The organism is Microlunatus antarcticus (assembly GCF_014193425.1).
Lineage (GTDB): Bacteria > Actinomycetota > Actinomycetes > Propionibacteriales > Propionibacteriaceae > Microlunatus > Microlunatus antarcticus.
This window is the reverse complement of the sequence record NZ_JACHZG010000001.1, coordinates 908,896-925,538: the sequence shown is the minus strand read 5'-3', so window position 1 is coordinate 925,538 and position 16,643 is coordinate 908,896. Positions and strand designations below refer to the sequence as shown.

The following is a 16,643-nucleotide window of genomic DNA, read 5'->3' as shown; positions in this document are numbered from 1 at the left end:
CCGAGCCGGACGCCTACGCGCGCGTCAGGCGGCGGTGCGTGGCGCGGTGCGGGCGGGCCGCCTCAGCGCCGAGACGCGTGATCTTGTTCGCCTCGTAGTCGGCGTAGTTGCCCTCGAACCAGAACCACTTCGCCTGCTCCTCGTCGTCGCCCTCCCACGACAGGATGTGCGTGGCGACCCGGTCCAGGAACCAGCGATCGTGGGAGATCACGACCGCGCAGCCCGGGAACTCGAGCAGGGCGTCCTCGAGCGACTGGAGCGTCTCGACGTCCAGGTCGTTCGTCGGCTCGTCGAGCAGCAGCAGGTTGCCGCCCATCTTGAGCGTCAGGGCCAGGTTCAGCCGGTTGCGCTCACCGCCGGAGAGCACGCCCGAAGGCTTCTGCTGGTCGGGGCCCTTGAAGCCGAACGACGCCACGTACGCCCGCGACGGCACCTCGAAGTTGGCGACCTTGACGAAGTCGAGGCCGTCGGAGACGAGCTCCCAGACGTTCTTCTTGGGGTCGAGGCCGGAGCGGCCCTGGTCGACGTACGAAACCTTGACCGTCTCGCCGAGGGTGAGGTCGCCGCCGTCTGCCTCCTCCTCGCCGACGAGCATCCGGAACAGCGTGGACTTGCCGACGCCGTTCGGGCCGATGATCCCGACGATGCCCGCGCGGGGCAGCGAGAAGTCCAGCCCGTCGAAGAGCAGCCGGTCGCCGAAGCCCTTGACGAGCTTGTGGGCGTCCAGCACCTGGCTACCCAGGCGCGGGCCGGCCGGGATGTTGATCTCCTCGAAGTCGAGCTTGCGGTTGCGGTCCGCCTCGGCGGCCATCTCCTCGTAGCGGGCCAGGCGGGCCTTGTTCTTGGCCTGGCGCGCCTTCGGGTTGGAGCGGGCCCAGTCGAGCTCGCGCTCGAGGATCTTGGCGCGCTTGGCGTCGCGCTTGCCCTCGACCTGGAGGCGCGAGGCCTTGGTCTGAAGGTAGGTGGAGTAGTTGCCCTCGTACGGGTGCGTCTTGCCGCGGTCGATCTCGAGGATCCACTCCGCGACGTTGTCGAGGAAGTACCGGTCGTGCGTGACGGCCAGGACGGCGCCGGGGTAGCTCTTGAGGTGGCCCTCGAGCCAGTTCACGCTCTCCGCGTCGAGGTGGTTGGTGGGCTCGTCGAGCAGCAGCAGGTCCGGCTGCTGCAGGAGCAGCTTGCACAGCGCCACGCGGCGGCGCTCACCCCCGGAGAGGACGTCGACGTCGGCGTCCGGCGGCGGGCAGCGCAACGCGTCCATCGCCTGCTCCAGCTGGGAGTCGATGTCCCACGCGTCGCGGTTGTCGAGCTCGGTCTGGACGTCGCCCATCTCGGCCATCAGCGCGTCGAAGTCGGCGTCGGGGTCGCTCATCGCCTCGCCGAGCTCGTCCATCCGGCGCTGCAGCGCCTTGACGTCGGCGACGGCCTCCTCGATGTTCTCGAGGACGGTCTTGCCGGCCGTCAGCGGGGGCTCCTGGAGCAGGATCCCGACCGTGGCGTCCTTGGCCAGGATGACGTCGCCGTTGTTGGCGTTCTCCAGACCGGCCATGATCTTGAGCAGGGTCGACTTGCCGGTGCCGTTGGGCCCGACGACGCCGATCTTGGCGCCCGGGTAGAAGGACAGCGTGATGTTGTCCAGCACGAGCTTGTCGCCCAGGGTCTTGCGGACGTTGTGCATCGAGTAGATGAATTCAGGCATGAGTGCTTTCCGGCTCGAGAGGCAACGGCCGCGCACAGTCACGTAGCGGCGCAGCCGACCGCCCAGTATGCCAGCGGAGCAGCGGGTGCCGGTTCCTCGACCCTCGCGGGGTGAAATCGCCGCTCGAGGCGGCAGATCAGGCAACGAGCGTCAGAAAACCGGCACGCTCCTCGAAGACGATCAGCCCCGCGCGCGCAGGATCGCGGAACGTGCGGTCTCGTAGCGCTCCAGCTCTGCGCGGACAGGCGTGACCACCTGGTCCGCGCTGACGCGCGACACCGCGGCGAGCAGGCGCTGGCGGGCGAGCCGGGCCCGGCGGCGGGCGCCGATCACGACACCGATCCGCGCCAGGGCGGCCACGAGCAGGCCGGCCGCGACCCCGCCGATCGTCAGCACCGTCGGGGCCGGGAATCCCCACCACGCGACCTTGGGCAGCGGCGGCAGCTGCAGGTAGGCCAGCAGGAACGCCGCCCCGAGCCAGCCCAGACCGACGAGCACGCCCGCGACGAGCACCCACTGCAGGACGCGGACCGCGCTCCACCAGCGGCGGTGTCGGTCGACGTCGAGGTCGGTGGTCGCGACCGCGCGGTCGAGGCTGTCGGACAGCCCGGCCGCCGAACGACGGGTCGTCGCCCGGACCGCGTCGGACCAGCCGCGCCGCAGCCCGTCGGACGCCTCGTCGGCCAGCGTCCGGAGCGCGGTGTCGACGCGCGCCTGCTGCACGCCGGAGCGACCTGGCAGCGAGGTCCGGGAGGTCGAGGTGGGCGAGGCGATCTCCTTGCGGCCGCGGGAGCTGCCGAGCCGCAGGCGGCGCAGCGGGTCGGGCTTGAACTTCGCCACCCACGCGAGCACGGGCCAGCCGGTGGCCAGGCCGCCGCGCAGCCGCCACGCCTGGTCGACCGCCTGCGTCACCACCGGTACGCCGGCGGCCTCGCCGAGCTGGGTGTCGAGCGTGGCGACCGTACGGCGGGACAGCTCGGGCGCGGGGTCGGTGCCGGACGCCGACTCGAGCTTCGCGGCCGCGTTCCCGACGTCGGCGGCCAGACGCGCCGCAGCTGCGCGCTTGCCGGCGACGACCCGGGCCAGCCGGGTGAGCAGGGTGTCGAGGCCCTCGCCCGTGACGGCGGAGACGCCGATGACCTCGACGCCGCCGAGGCCCTCGGCGTCGAGCAGCCGGCGCAGGTCGCGCAGGCACGCGGCACGGGCATCGGGGCTGAGCGTGTCGACCTGGTTGAGCACCACGAGCATCACCGCGGCGTGCCCGGCGAGCGGGCGCAGGTAGCGCTCGTGCAGGGCGGCGTCGGCGTACTTCTGCGGGTCGACGACCCAGACGAGGACGTCGACGAGCGCGACGAGCCGGTCGACCTCCGTCCGGTGCTCGGCGGCGGTCGAGTCGTGGTCGGGCAGGTCGAGCAGGACCAGCCCGTCCAGCGCGACGCCGCGACCCGGGGCAGCGTGCGCGTCGACGACGTGGCGACGGCGGACCTGCAGCCAGTCGAGGAGCTCCTCCCCCGCGTCCTCGCCCCAGGTCGCGGCCATGGACACGGACGTGGTGGGACGGCGTACGCCGACGGTGGCGAGGTCGGTCCCGGTCAGCGCGTTGAACGTGCTCGACTTGCCCGACCCCGTCGCCCCGGCCAGCGCGACCACCGTCGCCCCGCCGGACAGCGCGAGGCGCGTGTCGACCTGGAGGCTGACCCGGTACGCCTCGTCGACCACCTCGGTCGACACCCGGCCCTCGCACGCGTCGGCCGCCTCGCGCAGGGCGCGCACCCGGTCGGTGAGCGCGAGCGTCGGGTCCTTGCGGTGCAGCAGGTCCCGTCCACGCGTCACCAGCGAGCCGGCCATCAGCGCAGCTCGCGCGTCAGGTCCGGCTCCACGAGCTCGGCGTCCACCACGTCGTCGCCGCTGTCGAGGGAGTCGGTCCGCGGACCGACGGTCAGCGCCGGCACCTCCTCCGCCCCGCGGAGGGCGTTCGACGACGCACCGGTCGGCAGCACCGCCCGCGCGGCGTCGACCTCCGAGGCCGCCTCGCGCAGCGCCGGCCCGAGGCCGGCATCGACGCCCAGGCCGTCGAGCAGCGCGTGGTAGCGCAGCAGCTCCTCGGCCATCAGGGCCTGCACGCGGGCGTCGAGCTCGCCCTTGGCCGTCTCGGCGAGGCGCCGGACGGCCTGGTCGCCGAACACCGCCTCCAGCACGCGCTGGGCGAGGATCGCCGTACCCCCGGCGACGCCGACCTCGGCGCCGACCAGCCCGCCGGTGTGGGCGAAGACGAGGATCATCAGCGCGACGCCCACGCCGTTGACGCCGAAGGCGAGGAACCGGGCGCGGGAGCGCTTGGTCATCCCCTCGTCGGCGACGAGCGCGAGCACCGCGCCCTGCCAGTCGCGGATCATCTGCTCGGCCCGGAGCCGGAGCTCGGTCGAGCTGTGCGACAGGTCGGCGGGCGTGCGGCCCAGCACGTCGCGACCGGCGGCCGTCGACTGCCAGGACGACTCGGCGCGCTCGGCGGCGGCGTCGGCCTCCTGCACGAGCAGCGACTCCAGGCCCGACTCGACCGCGACCTTGAGGTCGCGCGCGCCGGACGGCTCACCCTTGATCGCGGAGACGACCCGGTCGCGCAGCCAGCCGACCTTCGCCTCCAGCGCCCGGAAGAACTCGCCCGTCCCGACGAAGTCGTGCCAGCGCGCGAGCACCTCGCCGCGCAGCAGCGTCCCGTCCTCGGTCTGCACCCCGACGGTCCGGACGGCCTCCGCGTACGAGCGGTCGACCTCGGCCCGCAGCTGGTCGAGGGCCTCGGCCTGCTCGTCCGCGGCCCGCGCGATGGCCGGGGTCCGCGCGACGAGCGAGCCGACGGCCCCGTCGAGCGTCTGCTGCACGACCGCCGCGCGGCGCGACCGGTCCTGGGCCAGGGCGGTCAGCCAGCCGCGGATGGGCGCGACGGCCGCGTCGGGCAGCAGGCCCTCGGCGTCGACCGCGACCTCCGGCACCGCGAAGAGCGGCGACTCGGCCAGGCCGCGCTCGCTCATCATCTGCCCGAGGTGCGGCGGGACGTCGCGCATCGCGCGTGGCGGCACCCGGTCGAGCACGACGGCGACCGCCGCGCTGCGCTCGGCCGCCGCGGCCAGGTAGTCCCAGGGCACGGCGTCGGCGTAGCGGGCGGCGGACGTGACGAACAGCCAGAGGTCGGCGGCGTCGAGCAGCTGGGCGGCGAGCTGACGGTTCTCGGAGACGACCGAGTCCACGTCGGGAGCATCGAGGATGGCCAGCCCCTGCGGCACGGCGGCGAGCGGCACGAGCTGCAGGTCACGCGCGCGGCGGCCCGAGCCGGTCGAGCGGGCGAGGCCGGGCAGGACGCGGTCGTCGGCGAACCAGTGCGCGTCGTCGGGGTGGTGCACCAGCACGGGTGCCCGGGTGGTCGGCCGGATGACGCCGGGCTCGGTGACCCGGTGCCGGACGAGGGAGTTCACGAGCGTCGACTTGCCGGCACCTGTGGACCCGCCGACGACGGTCAGCACGGGCGCGTCGATGGACGCGAGCCGGGGCAGGACGTAGTCGTCGAGCTGGAAGCCGATCTGGCCGGCCGCGGCCTGCTGGGCGGCGGCCTCGGGCAGCGGGAGCGGCAGGCGCGCCCGCGTCACGACCTCCTGGAGCCGCAGCAGGGCGAGCTCGAGCGGCGTACGCGTGTGAGGGGGGACGTCCGCCGCCAAGGCCGTGGCTCCTACTCGCCGGGAGGCTTCCAGCTGGGGTCGACCTCTGAGTACCGGGTTGCAGTCTGCCCCAACGGGCCCGGCGCTCCGGACGGCGCGCCCGGAGCCGGGAAGCTGCCGCCCAGCCCGGCCGGTCCGGGGAAGGCGGGCGGCGGGTACGCGGCGACGGCGGCGCGGCGACCGGCGCCGCGACGCAGGCGCTGCCAGGGGTAGGTCGGGTGCCCGACGGGGGTGATGACCGCCTGCGACCGCAGCGCGCGGAGCTGCTCGAGCAGGACCCGCTCGCGCCGCTGGCCGGCGGCGTCGACGAGCCCGCGGTCCATCGAGTCGCGCAGGTAGGCGAGCTCGGTCACCGCCCGCTGGAGCCGTACGGTCGCCAGGAACGTCGCCGGTCCGGCGAAGAGCGCGTGCCACAGGGCCCGGGTCCGCGTCCGGAGCCGGGACAGCGGCTGCGGGTCGTCGGGCTCCAGCCAGCCCACCCGGACGTAGTCGCCGAGTCGGGTCCGGATCAGGCGGCCCTCCTTGAACAGCGTCCGCACGATGAAGCCGACGAGCCCGAGGACGAGCGGCACGGCGACGAAGATCAGCACGAAGAGCTGCTGGCGGGTCGACAGCAGGCTCGCCGCGGTGTTGAACGACATGTGCAGCAGCGCGGCGCAGCAGAAGCCGGCGAGCGGGGCGACGACGCGCACCGTCTTCGACTTCGACCGCAGCGCGACGGCCAGCCCGATGCCGATCATCGAGGTGAAGAGCGGGTGGCCGAAGAAGGTGAGGAGCCCGCGCAGCACGAACGTCTGCTGCAGGGCCTGCTCGGGCGGCACCGCGCCGATGGTCCGCGCGGCGTACCGGTAGGCACGGCCGTAGTAGAGGATGTTCTCGACGAAGGCGAACGCGGCGCCCGACAGGCCGGCGAGGACGATGCCGCTGAGGCGGCTGACCCACGCGTTGCGCATGAGGATCGCGAGCCAGAAGAGGACCGTGCCCTTGGCCGCCTCCTCCACGAACGGCGCGACGAAGATCGCGGCGCGGGCCCCGGTGGCCGGGTCCCCGTCGCCGATGATCGACAGGTGGCTCGCGGCCCAGGTGTTGACCCCCGCGGCGACGTAGGTCGCGACGCAGGCGCCCCAGCCGAAGGTCATGATCCAGACCCAGAAGCGCTGCGGCCGGAAGCGGTCGGCCCACAGGAACAGCAGCGACAGCGGGATCGCCGTGATCGCCGCGTACCGGGCCGCGATCGGCACCGCGTCGCGACCGAGCCCCACGGAGACGCCGCCGGGGACCTCCTGGTCGGGCACCACCTGGCGGTAGAGGAGCACGAGGCAGACCGCGTACGCGATCGCCATCACCAGGGTCAGCCAGGCGAGCCGGGAGCGGAGCAGGCGGCGCGGCAACGGCTGGCTGCGGTCGGGCTCGACCGGGAGCCCGTTGCGCGCCAGGTCGCGGTCACGGCCCTGCCTGGCACCAGTCAGGGCACGCAGGGCGGCCGGGGCGGACATGGCATGAAGGATAGGCGGCGGTCGGTGCGCCCACCCCGGGAACGAGGGCCTACTTGGCCAGCGGGGCGAGGAACGGCAAGACGACCTGCAGGAAGGCGCTCGGTCGCTCCGTGTGCGGGGTGTGCCCGAGCTCGAGGCCGACGTAGCGCGCATCGGGCATCGCGTTCGCGAGGTCGCGCACGCGGCCCTGGTCGAACGGCCCACGGGTCGCGCCGACGACCAGCGTCGGGACGTTCAAGCGGTTGGCCAGGTCCCACCAATCCGGGTGCGCGGCGTTGAGCCAGCGCCGGATGGCGATCACGGCCTTCCAGTCGTAGCGGCCGGCCGGGTCGGGACCGAGCGGCAGCTCGAGCTGCGGCTTGGCGGCGTCGGGCGGCGGCAGCTCCTCGAGCACGAGCATCCGGAGCCGTTCCGGGTGGCCGCTCGCCACCAGGAACGCGACGACCGCGCCGCTGGAGTGCCCGACGACGACGGCGCCCAGGATCCCGAGGGCGTCCATGAACTTGACGACGTCGTCGGCCATCAGGGGCAGCGAGTAGACGTCGGGCCACTCGCTGTCCGCGCGCCCGCGCAGGTCGAGCGCGATCACCCGGAAGTGCTCGCCCAGACCGGGCGCGACGTTCGACCAGGTGGTGGAGTCCGACGTCGTGCCGTGCAGCATCAGCAGGACGGCGCCGTCGGGTCGTCCCCACTCGCGGTAGCGCAGCGTAGGACCGTCGGCCAGCTCCACGGTCGGCATGCCCCGAACCCTAGCGGAGCCCGTGATCATCACGGTGCCGCGCACGGAGGGGCACGCCTGGAGGGACTCGAACCCCCAACCGGCGGGGTAGAAACCCGCTGCTCTGTCCAGTTGAGCTACAGGCGCAAGACCTTCATCGTACGGGCCTGGACGCCCTCGGTACCTTCGGCACGGTGAGCCAGCCCGGGGACGCCGCCAGCTGGCGCAGGATCGCGGTCCCGGCGTACGGGCCGACGATCCTGGTGTCGATCGGGCAGGGCGCGACGCTGCCGCTGGTGGCGCTGTCGGCCCGTGACCTGGGGGCCAGCGTCGGCGTCGCCGCGTTCGTCGTGGCGCTGATCGGGATCGGGCAGCTCCTGGGCGACCTCCCCGCCGGCGCGCTCGCCGCCCGGATCGGGGAGCAGAAGGCCCTCGTCGCGGCCTGCACGGTCGACGCCCTCGCGCTGGCCGGCGCGTTCCTGGCCCGGTCGCTGTGGATGCTCGCGCTGGCGATCTTCGTCACCGGTCTGGCCGGGTCGGTGTTCAGCCTGGCGCGGCAGGCGTACCTGACCGAGACCGTCCCGCTGCGGATGCGCGCCCGGGCGCTGTCGACGCTGGGCGGGACGTTCCGGGTGGGGCTGTTCCTGGGCCCGTTCGTGGGCGCCGCGCTCGTGTCCCGCGGCGAGATCGGGCGGGCGTACGCCTTCGCCGCCGGGATGAGCCTCGCGGCGGCCGCGCTGACCGCGTTCCTGCCGGACGTGACCCGGACGAAGCGCAGCGCCCGGGCCGAGACCGGGGCCGCGCACTCGTCGGTCCTGTCCGTGCTGCGGGCGCACCGGCGGACGCTGCTCACCCTGGGCACGGGGGTTCTGATCATCTCGGCCGCCCGCGCGACGCGGCAGACGATCGTGCCGCTCTGGGCGGCGTCGCAGGGCCTCTCCCCCGCCACGGTCAGCCTGGTCTACGGGGTGTCGGCCGGCGTCGACATGCTGCTCTTCTACCCGGGCGGCGCGATCATGGACCGCTACGGCCGGGTGTTCGTCGCCGTCCCCTCGATGGTCGTGCTCGGCCTCGGCTTCCTCCTGCTGCCGCTCACCCACGTCACCCCGGCGATCGCCGTCGTCGCGGGGCTGATGGGCCTGGGCAACGGCATCTCGGCCGGCGTGGTGATGACCCTCGGCGCCGACGTCGCCCCGGCGGAGTCGCGGACGCAGTTCCTGGGCGGCTGGCGGCTGTGCGCCGACCTCGGCAACGCGGCGGGCCCGTTGATCGTCAGCGGCGTCACCGTCGTGGCCCCGCTCGCCGCGGCGGCCGTGACGATGGGCCTGCTGACCTGGACCGGCGTGGCCTGGCTCGCCCGGTGGATCCCCCGCCGGCCGGACACCTCACTAGAGTGAAGCGGTGAAGGACTACCTCGTCTGGGTCGACTGCGAGATGACGGGCCTCGACCTCGTGCACGACGAGCTCGTCGAGGTGGCCGCGCTCGTCACCGACGGACAGCTCAACGTCCTCGGTGAGGGCATCGACGTGATCATCAAGCCGAGCGCCGCCGCCCTGGACCAGATGGGCGACTTCGTCCGGACCATGCACGAGCACTCGGGCCTGCTGCCCGAGCTCGACGGCGGCACCACGCTGGCCGACGCCGAGGAGCAGGTGCTCGAGTACATCCGCACCTTCGTCCCCGAGCCCCGCCGCGCCCCCCTGGCCGGCAACTCCATCGGCACGGACCGCGCGTTCCTGGCCGTCGGCATGCCGACCCTCGAGGCGTACGTCCACTACCGCAACATCGACGTCTCCAGCGTCAAGGAGCTTGCGCGGCGCTGGTTCCCGCGGGCCTACTACGCGGCTCCGGCCAAGACGGGCAACCACCGCGCGCTCGCCGACGTGCAGGAGTCGATCGAGGAGCTGCGCTACTACCGCGACGCGGTCTTCGTGCCCCCGCCCGGCCCGGACTCGGCCAGCGCGCGCACCATCGCGGCGCAGCACCAGGCGGCGATCACCGGCGCCGCGGCCGCCGCCGCCTCGGCCACCGCGGTGGCCGACGCGGCGGAATGATTTCGGCACCCGGGCACCGGACCACTACACTCGTCGCTGCGCAGCGAGCCGGTCTGGTGGACGGGGTCGCGTCGTCTTGGTGGGTGTAGCTCAGTTGGTAGAGCACCTGGTTGTGGTCCAGGTGGCCGCGGGTTCAAGTCCCGTCACTCACCCCACGTCGTCGGACCGCCTGCGGGCGGTCCGCCTGGCCGTCAGGATCTGCTCATGACCCACCCGCAGCCCTACGGCTACCCGACCGGGCCCCTGTCGTCGCAGGTCCTCGTGCAGCACTACCGGTGCTCGACGGCCCACGTCGTCATCGCGTGGGTCCTCGCCGCGCTGACCGGCCTCTACCTCCTCCCCTGGGCGGTCTCGGCCACCCGCAACCGGTCGAACGTCGCCGCCACGGCGATGGTCAACCTCTTCCTCGGCTGGACGCTCGTCGGCTGGGTCGTGGCCCTGGTCATGGCCTGCGGGAGCGAGCGCCCGGTCGTGCTCGTGCAGACGTACGCCGCCCCGCCGCAGCCCTGGCTGCCGCAGCAGCCCCAGCCGCCGTACTGGGCCCCGGCGCCCCCGCAACCGCAGCACCAGGACCAGCAGCAGCCGTGGACCCCGCCAGTGCAGGAGTGGGCCCAGCCGCCCGCGCTCCCGGCCGCCGCGCCGCGCGCCTACGCCCCGGCCGAGCCCACGATGGTCGACCCGCTGGGCACCGAGCCGACGCAGCAGCTGCCCCGCTCACCGTGGGAGCCGGACCATCGGCGCTGACGTGCTCGCGCCCGCGCGGCCCCGGCCGGCGCTGCCGCCGCTGTCCCGCGCCCGGCTGCGCGGGGCCATCTGGGCCGGTCGTGCCGCCGCGACCGTCTCGCGCGTCGCCGGCCGGGGCTCCGGTGCCTCGATCCGGGGCCAGGTCATGCTGCGGCTCGACCCCGACGCCCTGGGCGAGCTCGTCGCCGGGCGCCGCGTCGCGATGGTGTCCGGCACCAACGGCAAGACGACCACCACCCACTTCCTCGCGGGTGCCGTCCGGGAGGCGCTCGGCCCCGACACGAGCCGGCTGGTCCACAACGCCGACGGGGCCAACCTGCACGGCGGCATCGCCTCCGCGCTCGGCGAGCACCCGCGCGCCGACCTCGCGATCCTCGAGACCGACGAGCGGGTCGTCGCCGACCTCGTCCGGCTCGGTCGCCCCGAGGTCCTCGTCCTGCTGAACTTCAGCCGCGACCAGCTCGACCGCAACCACGAGATCAAGGGCCTGGGCCGCAGCTGGCGCGAGGCGCTGGCCACGGCCGGCCAGGACGGCCCGGTCGTCGTGGCCAACGCCGACGAGCCGCTCGTCGTCTGGGCGGCTCAGACCGCCCGCCGGGTGGTGTGGGTCGACACCGCCGCCACCTGGACGCAGGACGCCTCGCTCTGCCCGCAGTGCGGGTCGCCCCTGGTCCGCGAGCAGCCGGGCGGCTGGCGCTGCACCGGGTGCGACCTCGCCCAGCCGGCGGCGACCTACCGGGTCGACGGCGACACGATCGTGCGGCCCGACGGGTCGGTGGTGACGCCGGCGCTGAACGTGCCCGGCAGCTTCAACGTCTCGAACGCCGCCTGCGCGCTGGCCGCGGCCGAGCTGTTCGGCATCGACGCCGAGACCGCGCTGCGCGGCATGCGCACGGTCACCGCGCCGGCTGGTCGCTTCGGCACCGCGACGATCTCGGGCAGCCGCGCCCGCCTGCTCCTGGCCAAGAACCCGGCCGGCTGGGCCGAGGCCCTGCCGCTGGCCCGGTCCGCGACCGTCGTGCTCGCCATCGACTCGGCCGCGGCCGACGGGCGTGACGTGTCCTGGCTGTGGGACGTGGAGTACGAGCAGCTGGCCGGCCGGTCGGTGGTCGCGACCGGGCCGCGGGCGGCGGACCTGGCCGTCCGGCTGACGTACGCGGGGGTCGAGCACCGCACGGTGCCCGACCTGGCCGAGGCGCTGCGCGGCCACGCCGAGCCGGTCGACGTCGTCGCGACGTACACGCCGTTCCAGCGGCTGCGAAAGCTGGGTGGCCTGTGAGCACCCCCGCGACCACGAACGACGTGGCCGGCGAGTACGGCCCGGTCGACGGTCCCCGCGTCGAGATCGTGCTGGTCTACCAGTCGCTGCTCGGGATCTACGGCGACCGCGGCAACGCGACCGTGCTGGCCCGGCGCCTGGCGTGGCGCGGCTTCGACGCGGTCCTGACCGTCGTCGAGCCGGGCGAGCCGCTCCCCGACACCGGTCACGTCTACCTGCTGGGGGGCGGCGAGGACGCGGCCCAGATCTCCGCGGTACGCGCCCTGCGGGCCGACGGCGGGCTGCACCGGGCCGTCGACCGTGGCGCCGTCGTCTTCGCGGTGTGCGCGGGCTACCAGATCGTCGGCCGCACGTTCACCGTCGGCGACCCGAGCGTCCCCGGCGGCGAGGACCAGGTCATCGAGGGCCTCGGCCTGCTGGACGTCACCACCACCCGCGGCCCGCGCCGTGCGGTGGGCGAGATCCTCAGCCGCTGGCGGGGTCGCGACGGCGAGACGTCGTTGCTCACCGGCTTCGAGAACCACGGCGGGTGGACGCGCCTCGGCCCGGACGCGCAACCCCTGGCCGACGTCGAGGTCGGGATCGGCAACTGCGACGACGGCACCGAGGGTGCCGTGGCCGGCACGGTCGTCGCCACCTACCCGCACGGGCCCGTCCTGGCCCGCAACCCGGCCCTGGCCGACCACGTGCTCGAGCTCGCCCTGGGCGAGGAGCTCGCGCCGCTCCCCCTCCCCGAGATCGACACGCTGCGCACGCAGCGGCTGGCGGCGGTCCGCAGCTCGCGCTGACCCGGGGCTGCACCGGACCGGGGCCGGCCGCTCGGTAGGGTCCGACGGGTGCAGACCCGACAGCTCGGCCCCTTCACCGTCTCGGCGATCGGGCTCGGCGCCATGCCGATGTCCATGAACAACGACAGCGTCTACCCCGACCACGAGGACGCCGTCGCCACCGTGCAGGCCGCCCTCGACGCGGGGATCACCTTCATCGACACGGCCGACGTGTACGCCCCGACCTGGGACACGATGGGCCACAACGAGCGGATCGTCGGCGAGGCCGTCCGGACCTGGAGCGGCTCGACCGACGACGTCGTCATCGGCACGAAGGGCGGCATCGTCCGGGGCGAGGGTGAGACCCGGCGCCGCGACGGGTCCCTCGACTACCTGCGCGCCGCGGTGGAGAAGTCGCTCGCCGCGCTGGGCGTGGACCGGATCGACCTCTACCAGTGGCACCGGCCCGACCGGTGGATGGTCTACGGGCAGGTGATCGAGAACTTCAAGACACTGCAGGACGAGGGCCTCATCACGGCGATCGGCATCTCGAACGCCAACGTCGAGGAGATCGAGGTCGCCATCCAGGTGCTGGGCGAGGGCGGCCTGGCCAGCGTGCAGAACGAGTTCTCGCCCCGCTTCCGCTCCAGCTCCGACGAGCTCGACCTGTGCGCCGAGCACGGCATCGCCTTCCTGCCCTGGAGCCCGCTGGGCGGCACCGGCGGCGGCGCGACCGGCATCGGTGCTGAGTTCGCCGCCTTCGCCGAGATCGGCGAGGCGCACGGCGTGAGCCCCCAGCAGGTGGTGCTGGCCTGGGAGCTGTCGCTCAGCGACGTCGTCATCCCCATCCCGGGCGCGAGGCGGGCCGCCTCGATCACCGACTCGGCCCGGGCGGCCGACCTGCGGCTGACCGAGGACGAGCTCGCCCGGTGCACCGCCACCGGGCGGCCGTGAGGTCGACAGGTGCCCGCCACGGGTGAGCCGGACGTCGTCGTCGTCGGCGGCGGGCACAACGCCCTCGTCGCCGCGACGTACCTCTCGCAAGCCGGCCGTCGGGTCGTGGTGCTGGAGGCGCGCGACGAGCTCGGCGGCGCTGTCGCCGGAGCACGGCTGTTCCCGGGGGTCGACGCCCGGGTCTCGCGCTACTCCTACCTCGTCGCGCTGCTGCCCGACCGCCTCGTCGCCGACCTCGGCCTCGACCTCGAGCTCCGCTCGCGGAGCGTCGCCTCGTACACCCCGACGCCGCAGGGCGACCTGCTCGTCGGTCTCGGGCCGGAGGCGACCCGGCGGTCGTTCGCCGCGCTGACCGGGGACGACGCGGCGTACGCGGCCTGGACCGACTTCTACGACCGCGTCGGCGAGCTGGCCCGCGTCGTCGCCCCGACCTTGACGCAGCCGTTGCCCCGCGCCGCGGACCTGCGGGCTGCGGTGGCCCCGCAGCTGTGGCGCGACCTGGTCGAACGCCCGCTCGGCGAGGTCCTCGAGCGCACGTTCACCGACGACACCGTGCGCGGGGTCGTGCTCACCGACGCCATCATCGGGACGTTCGCCCGGGCGGGCGACGCGAGCCTCGTGCAGAACCGCTGCTTCCTCTACCACCTGGTCGGCAACGGCACCGGCGAGTGGCGGGTGCCCGTCGGTGGCATGGGCCGGGTGGCGGACGAGCTCGTCCGCGTCGCCCGCCGCGCCGGCGCGGACTTGCGGACGAGAGCGGTCATCACGGGCCTCACCCCGCTCGACGGCGGCGGGGCCGAGGTCACGCTGGCGGACGGTTCCCGGATGTCGGCGCCGACGGTGCTGCTCGGCTGCGCCCCCGCCGTGGCGGCCGGGCTGCTCGGCGAGGAGGTGGACCCGACGGATGCGCCGGAGGGCAGCCAGCTCAAGGTCAACCTGCTCCTGCGCCGCCTGCCCCGGCTGCGGTCCGGGGTCGATCCGGCCGTCGCGTTCGCGGGGACGCTGCACCTCGGGCAGGGTTACGCGCGGCTCGACGAGGCGTACGCCGAGGCTGCGGCCGGTGTGCTTCCGGACCCGCTGCCCGGCGAGGTCTACTGCCACACGCTGACCGACCCGTCGATCCTCGGCCCCGACCTGCGGGCCGCTGGCTGGCAGACGCTCACCCTGTTCGGCGTGCACGCGCCGGCCCGGCTGTTCCGCGCCGACCCGGACGGCATGCGCGCCCGGGCCCGCGACGCCGCTCTGCGGGCGCTCCAGGCCGTGCTCGCCGAGCCGCTCGAGGACTGCCTCGCCCCCGACGTGGACGGCCGGCCCTGCGTGGAGGTGGTCACGCCGGTCGACCTCGAGCACGAGCTCCGCATGCCCGGCGGCCACATCTTCCACGGCGACCTCGCCTGGCCCTGGCTGCCCGAGGGCGCCGTCCCGCGTACGGCCGCCGAGGCCTGGGGCGTCGCGACGGCCCACCCCGGCGTCCTCGTGTGCGGCTCCGGTGCCGTCCGCGGTGGCGCCGTGAGCGGGTTGGGCGGGCACAACGCGGCGATGGCCGTGCTCGCCGGCGACTGACCCCGGTACCGATTCGGGTCTGGGGCTGCTCGCTGGTAATGTCTGTCCTCGCGCGCCGCTAGCTCAACAGGCAGAGCAGCTGACTCTTAATCAGCGGGTTGGGGGTTCGATTCCCTCGCGGCGCACGACGAGCCCTGGTCGACCTTCGGTCGGCCAGGGCTTCTTCGTGTCGCGTGCAGGTCGGGGAGGTCTGCTCAGCCGGTGACCTCGGCGACGCCCAGGGCGAAGTCCCCGTGGCCGACCCCGTGGCCGGCCAGACCCACCGTGACCAGGCCCATCCCCTCCAGCCAGTGCGCCATCGCGAGGCCGCCGACGTCCAGCGGGCGCAGCCCGATGCTCTCGACGAAGGCGCCGACGACCTTCTTGGCCTCGACGCCGTCGCCGGCGAGGAAGACGTCGGGCCGGCCCTTCTCCAGGACGCCGCGGAAGATCGTGTTGAACGCCTTCACGACGCTGACGCCGGCCGGGGCCACGTCCGCCACCTCCTGCGCGATCGAGCTCCCGCCGTGGTCGAGCCCGTCGAACGTCGCGTTGAACGGGTTGCTGATGTCGACGACGACCTTGCCCGCCAGGGCGTCCCCGTACTCGACGACGGCCGGGACGACGGCGTCGTACAGCAGAGCGGTGATGACGACGTCCCCGGTCGGGACGCCGCCCCAGGTCCCCACCGTGGCGCTGCGACCGAGGGCCGTGGCCAGGCCGTCGGCCTTGGACCGGTCGCGGCCCATGATCTCGACGGTGCCGCCGCCCGCGACCGCGAGCGTGCCGAGGGTCCGGGCCATGTTCCCCGTGCCGATGATCGTGATGCTGCTCATGAGGTTCTCTTCTCTCGTGATCTGGAGCTCGGGTGGTGGGGGACCGGGTCAGAGGGCGGTCGTGCCGCCGTCGGCGACCAGCTCGAGGCCGTTGACGTAGCTGGAGTCGTCGGAAGCCAGGAACAGGGCGACGGCGGCGATCTCCTCGGGCCGACCCATCTCCCCGCGGGGGATCAACGACTCGAACGCGGCCTTGGTCGCCTCGTCGAACAGCTCCTCCTGCTTGGCCGTCGCGACCTGGCCGGGGGTCAGGACGTTGACCCGGATCTTCCGGTCGCGCAGCTCGTTCAGCCAGACGCGGGCCCAGGCCTGCTGGACGGCCTTGCTGCCGGCGTAGAGGCTCCAGCCGGGGAAGGCGCTGAGCGAGGCTGTGGAGCCGGTCATGAAGATCGAGCCGTGGTCGTTGATCAGCGGCAGCGCCTTCTGCACCGTGAACAGGGTGCCGCGTGCGTTGAGCGCGAAGGCCCGCTCGAACTGCTCCTCCGTGATCTCGCCGAGGGGCGCCGGCTCCCCCGTCCCCGCACTGGCCCACAGCACGTCGATCGACCCCTGCTCCCGCCGCACGGTGTCGTACAGGCGGTCGAGGTCGTCCAGGTCGGAGGCGTCGCCCTGCACGGCGGTGACGTTGCGGCCGATCAGGCGAACCGCGTCGTCCAGCGCCTCCTGCCGCCGGGCCTGGATGACGACGTGAGCCCCCTCGTCGACGAACAACCGGGCGCCCGCCAGCGCCATACCGGTCGATCCTCCGGTGATCACCGCGACCTTGCCATCGAGCTTTCCCACGAACACTCCTTCTGCAGCTGGGCGTCCGGTGCCGTCGACCCACTTATGTACACCGAACCGTTT

The 16,643-nt window shown here is 73.9% G+C and carries 14 protein-coding genes and 3 tRNA genes; 9 read left to right on the top strand and 8 right to left on the bottom strand.

The genetic code is table 11. The annotated features are described in order from the left end of the window. Nucleotides 1-13: 13 nt before the first annotated feature. The 6 genes from ettA to FHX39_RS04275 form a co-directional block, all read right to left on the bottom strand. Nucleotides 14-1,696 carry an energy-dependent translational throttle protein EttA gene (gene ettA / locus FHX39_RS04300; RefSeq protein WP_183336946.1) on the bottom strand — a complete coding sequence of 561 codons (1,683 nt, stop codon included), beginning with the start codon at nucleotides 1,694-1,696 and terminating at the stop codon, nucleotides 14-16. A gap of 180 nt (nucleotides 1,697-1,876) precedes the next feature. Next, on the bottom strand, nucleotides 1,877-3,544 hold the full coding sequence (locus tag FHX39_RS04295) for a GTPase (RefSeq protein ID WP_183336945.1): 1,668 nt from the start codon (nucleotides 3,542-3,544) through the stop codon (nucleotides 1,877-1,879). Continuing rightward, nucleotides 3,544-5,406, bottom strand: a complete 1,863-nt coding sequence (locus FHX39_RS04290) for an ABC transporter (protein ID WP_183336944.1) — start codon at nucleotides 5,404-5,406, stop codon at nucleotides 3,544-3,546. The genes FHX39_RS04295 and FHX39_RS04290 overlap by 1 nt, the downstream gene beginning before the upstream one ends. A gap of 11 nt (nucleotides 5,407-5,417) precedes the next feature. After that, nucleotides 5,418-6,902, bottom strand: a complete 1,485-nt coding sequence (locus FHX39_RS04285) for a PrsW family intramembrane metalloprotease (protein WP_183336943.1) — start codon at nucleotides 6,900-6,902, stop codon at nucleotides 5,418-5,420. Between the two features lie 49 nt (nucleotides 6,903-6,951). Continuing rightward, complete coding sequence (locus FHX39_RS04280; RefSeq protein WP_183336942.1) at nucleotides 6,952-7,641, bottom strand: alpha/beta fold hydrolase; 690 nt, start codon at nucleotides 7,639-7,641, stop codon at nucleotides 6,952-6,954. A gap of 52 nt (nucleotides 7,642-7,693) precedes the next feature. Then, nucleotides 7,694-7,767 (bottom strand) — tRNA-Arg (locus tag FHX39_RS04275). A 47-nt stretch (nucleotides 7,768-7,814) separates the two neighbouring features. Between FHX39_RS04275 and FHX39_RS04270 the strand changes: the two genes are divergently transcribed. From FHX39_RS04270 to FHX39_RS04230, 9 genes are all read left to right on the top strand, one after another. Then, nucleotides 7,815-9,017: an MFS transporter gene (locus FHX39_RS04270; RefSeq protein ID WP_183336941.1), complete on the top strand. Its 1,203-nt coding sequence runs from the start codon at nucleotides 7,815-7,817 to the stop codon at nucleotides 9,015-9,017. A gap of 37 nt (nucleotides 9,018-9,054) precedes the next feature. Beyond that, complete coding sequence (gene orn, locus FHX39_RS04265) at nucleotides 9,055-9,675, top strand: oligoribonuclease (protein ID WP_198423603.1); 621 nt, start codon at nucleotides 9,055-9,057, stop codon at nucleotides 9,673-9,675. 79 nt (nucleotides 9,676-9,754) lie between these two features. Beyond that, nucleotides 9,755-9,830: transfer RNA gene (locus tag FHX39_RS04260), tRNA-His, on the top strand. A 49-nt stretch (nucleotides 9,831-9,879) separates the two neighbouring features. After that, nucleotides 9,880-10,419 carry a superinfection immunity protein gene (locus FHX39_RS04255; protein WP_183336939.1) on the top strand — a complete coding sequence of 180 codons (540 nt, stop codon included), beginning with the start codon at nucleotides 9,880-9,882 and terminating at the stop codon, nucleotides 10,417-10,419. A gap of 148 nt (nucleotides 10,420-10,567) precedes the next feature. Next, nucleotides 10,568-11,698, top strand: a complete 1,131-nt coding sequence (locus FHX39_RS04250; RefSeq protein WP_183340901.1) for a MurT ligase domain-containing protein — start codon at nucleotides 10,568-10,570, stop codon at nucleotides 11,696-11,698. Nucleotides 11,699-11,721: 23 nt separating this feature from the next. Continuing rightward, a complete protein-coding gene (locus tag FHX39_RS04245; RefSeq protein ID WP_183340899.1) occupies nucleotides 11,722-12,486 on the top strand; it encodes a type 1 glutamine amidotransferase in 765 nt (254 codons plus the stop codon). Nucleotides 12,487-12,534: 48 nt separating this feature from the next. Further along, nucleotides 12,535-13,419 carry an aldo/keto reductase gene (locus FHX39_RS04240; RefSeq protein WP_183336938.1) on the top strand — a complete coding sequence of 295 codons (885 nt, stop codon included), beginning with the start codon at nucleotides 12,535-12,537 and terminating at the stop codon, nucleotides 13,417-13,419. 9 nt (nucleotides 13,420-13,428) lie between these two features. After that, entirely contained in the window at nucleotides 13,429-14,982 is a 1,554-nt protein-coding gene (locus FHX39_RS04235; protein WP_183336937.1) for a phytoene desaturase family protein, read from the top strand. Between the two features lie 52 nt (nucleotides 14,983-15,034). Next, nucleotides 15,035-15,107: transfer RNA gene (locus tag FHX39_RS04230), tRNA-Lys, on the top strand. 69 nt (nucleotides 15,108-15,176) lie between these two features. Here FHX39_RS04230 and FHX39_RS04225 read toward each other — a convergent pair. Continuing rightward, entirely contained in the window at nucleotides 15,177-15,797 is a 621-nt protein-coding gene (locus tag FHX39_RS04225) for an NADPH-dependent F420 reductase (RefSeq protein WP_183336936.1), read from the bottom strand. Nucleotides 15,798-15,845: 48 nt separating this feature from the next. Beyond that, on the bottom strand, nucleotides 15,846-16,580 hold the full coding sequence (locus FHX39_RS04220; protein ID WP_183336935.1) for an SDR family NAD(P)-dependent oxidoreductase: 735 nt from the start codon (nucleotides 16,578-16,580) through the stop codon (nucleotides 15,846-15,848). Nucleotides 16,581-16,643: the final 63 nt, after the last annotated feature.

Excerpts from the sequence above, each read along its gene's own strand:
- ettA (WP_183336946.1), bottom strand. The coding sequence starts at position 1,696 with ATGCCTGAATTCATCTACTCGATGCACAACGTCCGCAAGACCCTGGGC.
- FHX39_RS04295 (WP_183336945.1), bottom strand. The coding sequence starts at position 3,544 with ATGGCCGGCTCGCTGGTGACGCGTGGACGGGACCTGCTGCACCGCAAG.
- FHX39_RS04285 (WP_183336943.1), bottom strand. The coding sequence starts at position 6,902 with ATGTCCGCCCCGGCCGCCCTGCGTGCCCTGACTGGTGCCAGGCAGGGC.
- FHX39_RS04280 (WP_183336942.1), bottom strand. The coding sequence starts at position 7,641 with ATGCCGACCGTGGAGCTGGCCGACGGTCCTACGCTGCGCTACCGCGAG.
- orn (WP_198423603.1), top strand. The coding sequence starts at position 9,055 with ATGACGGGCCTCGACCTCGTGCACGACGAGCTCGTCGAGGTGGCCGCG.
- FHX39_RS04255 (WP_183336939.1), top strand. The coding sequence starts at position 9,880 with ATGACCCACCCGCAGCCCTACGGCTACCCGACCGGGCCCCTGTCGTCG.
- FHX39_RS04225 (WP_183336936.1), bottom strand. The coding sequence starts at position 15,797 with ATGAGCAGCATCACGATCATCGGCACGGGGAACATGGCCCGGACCCTC.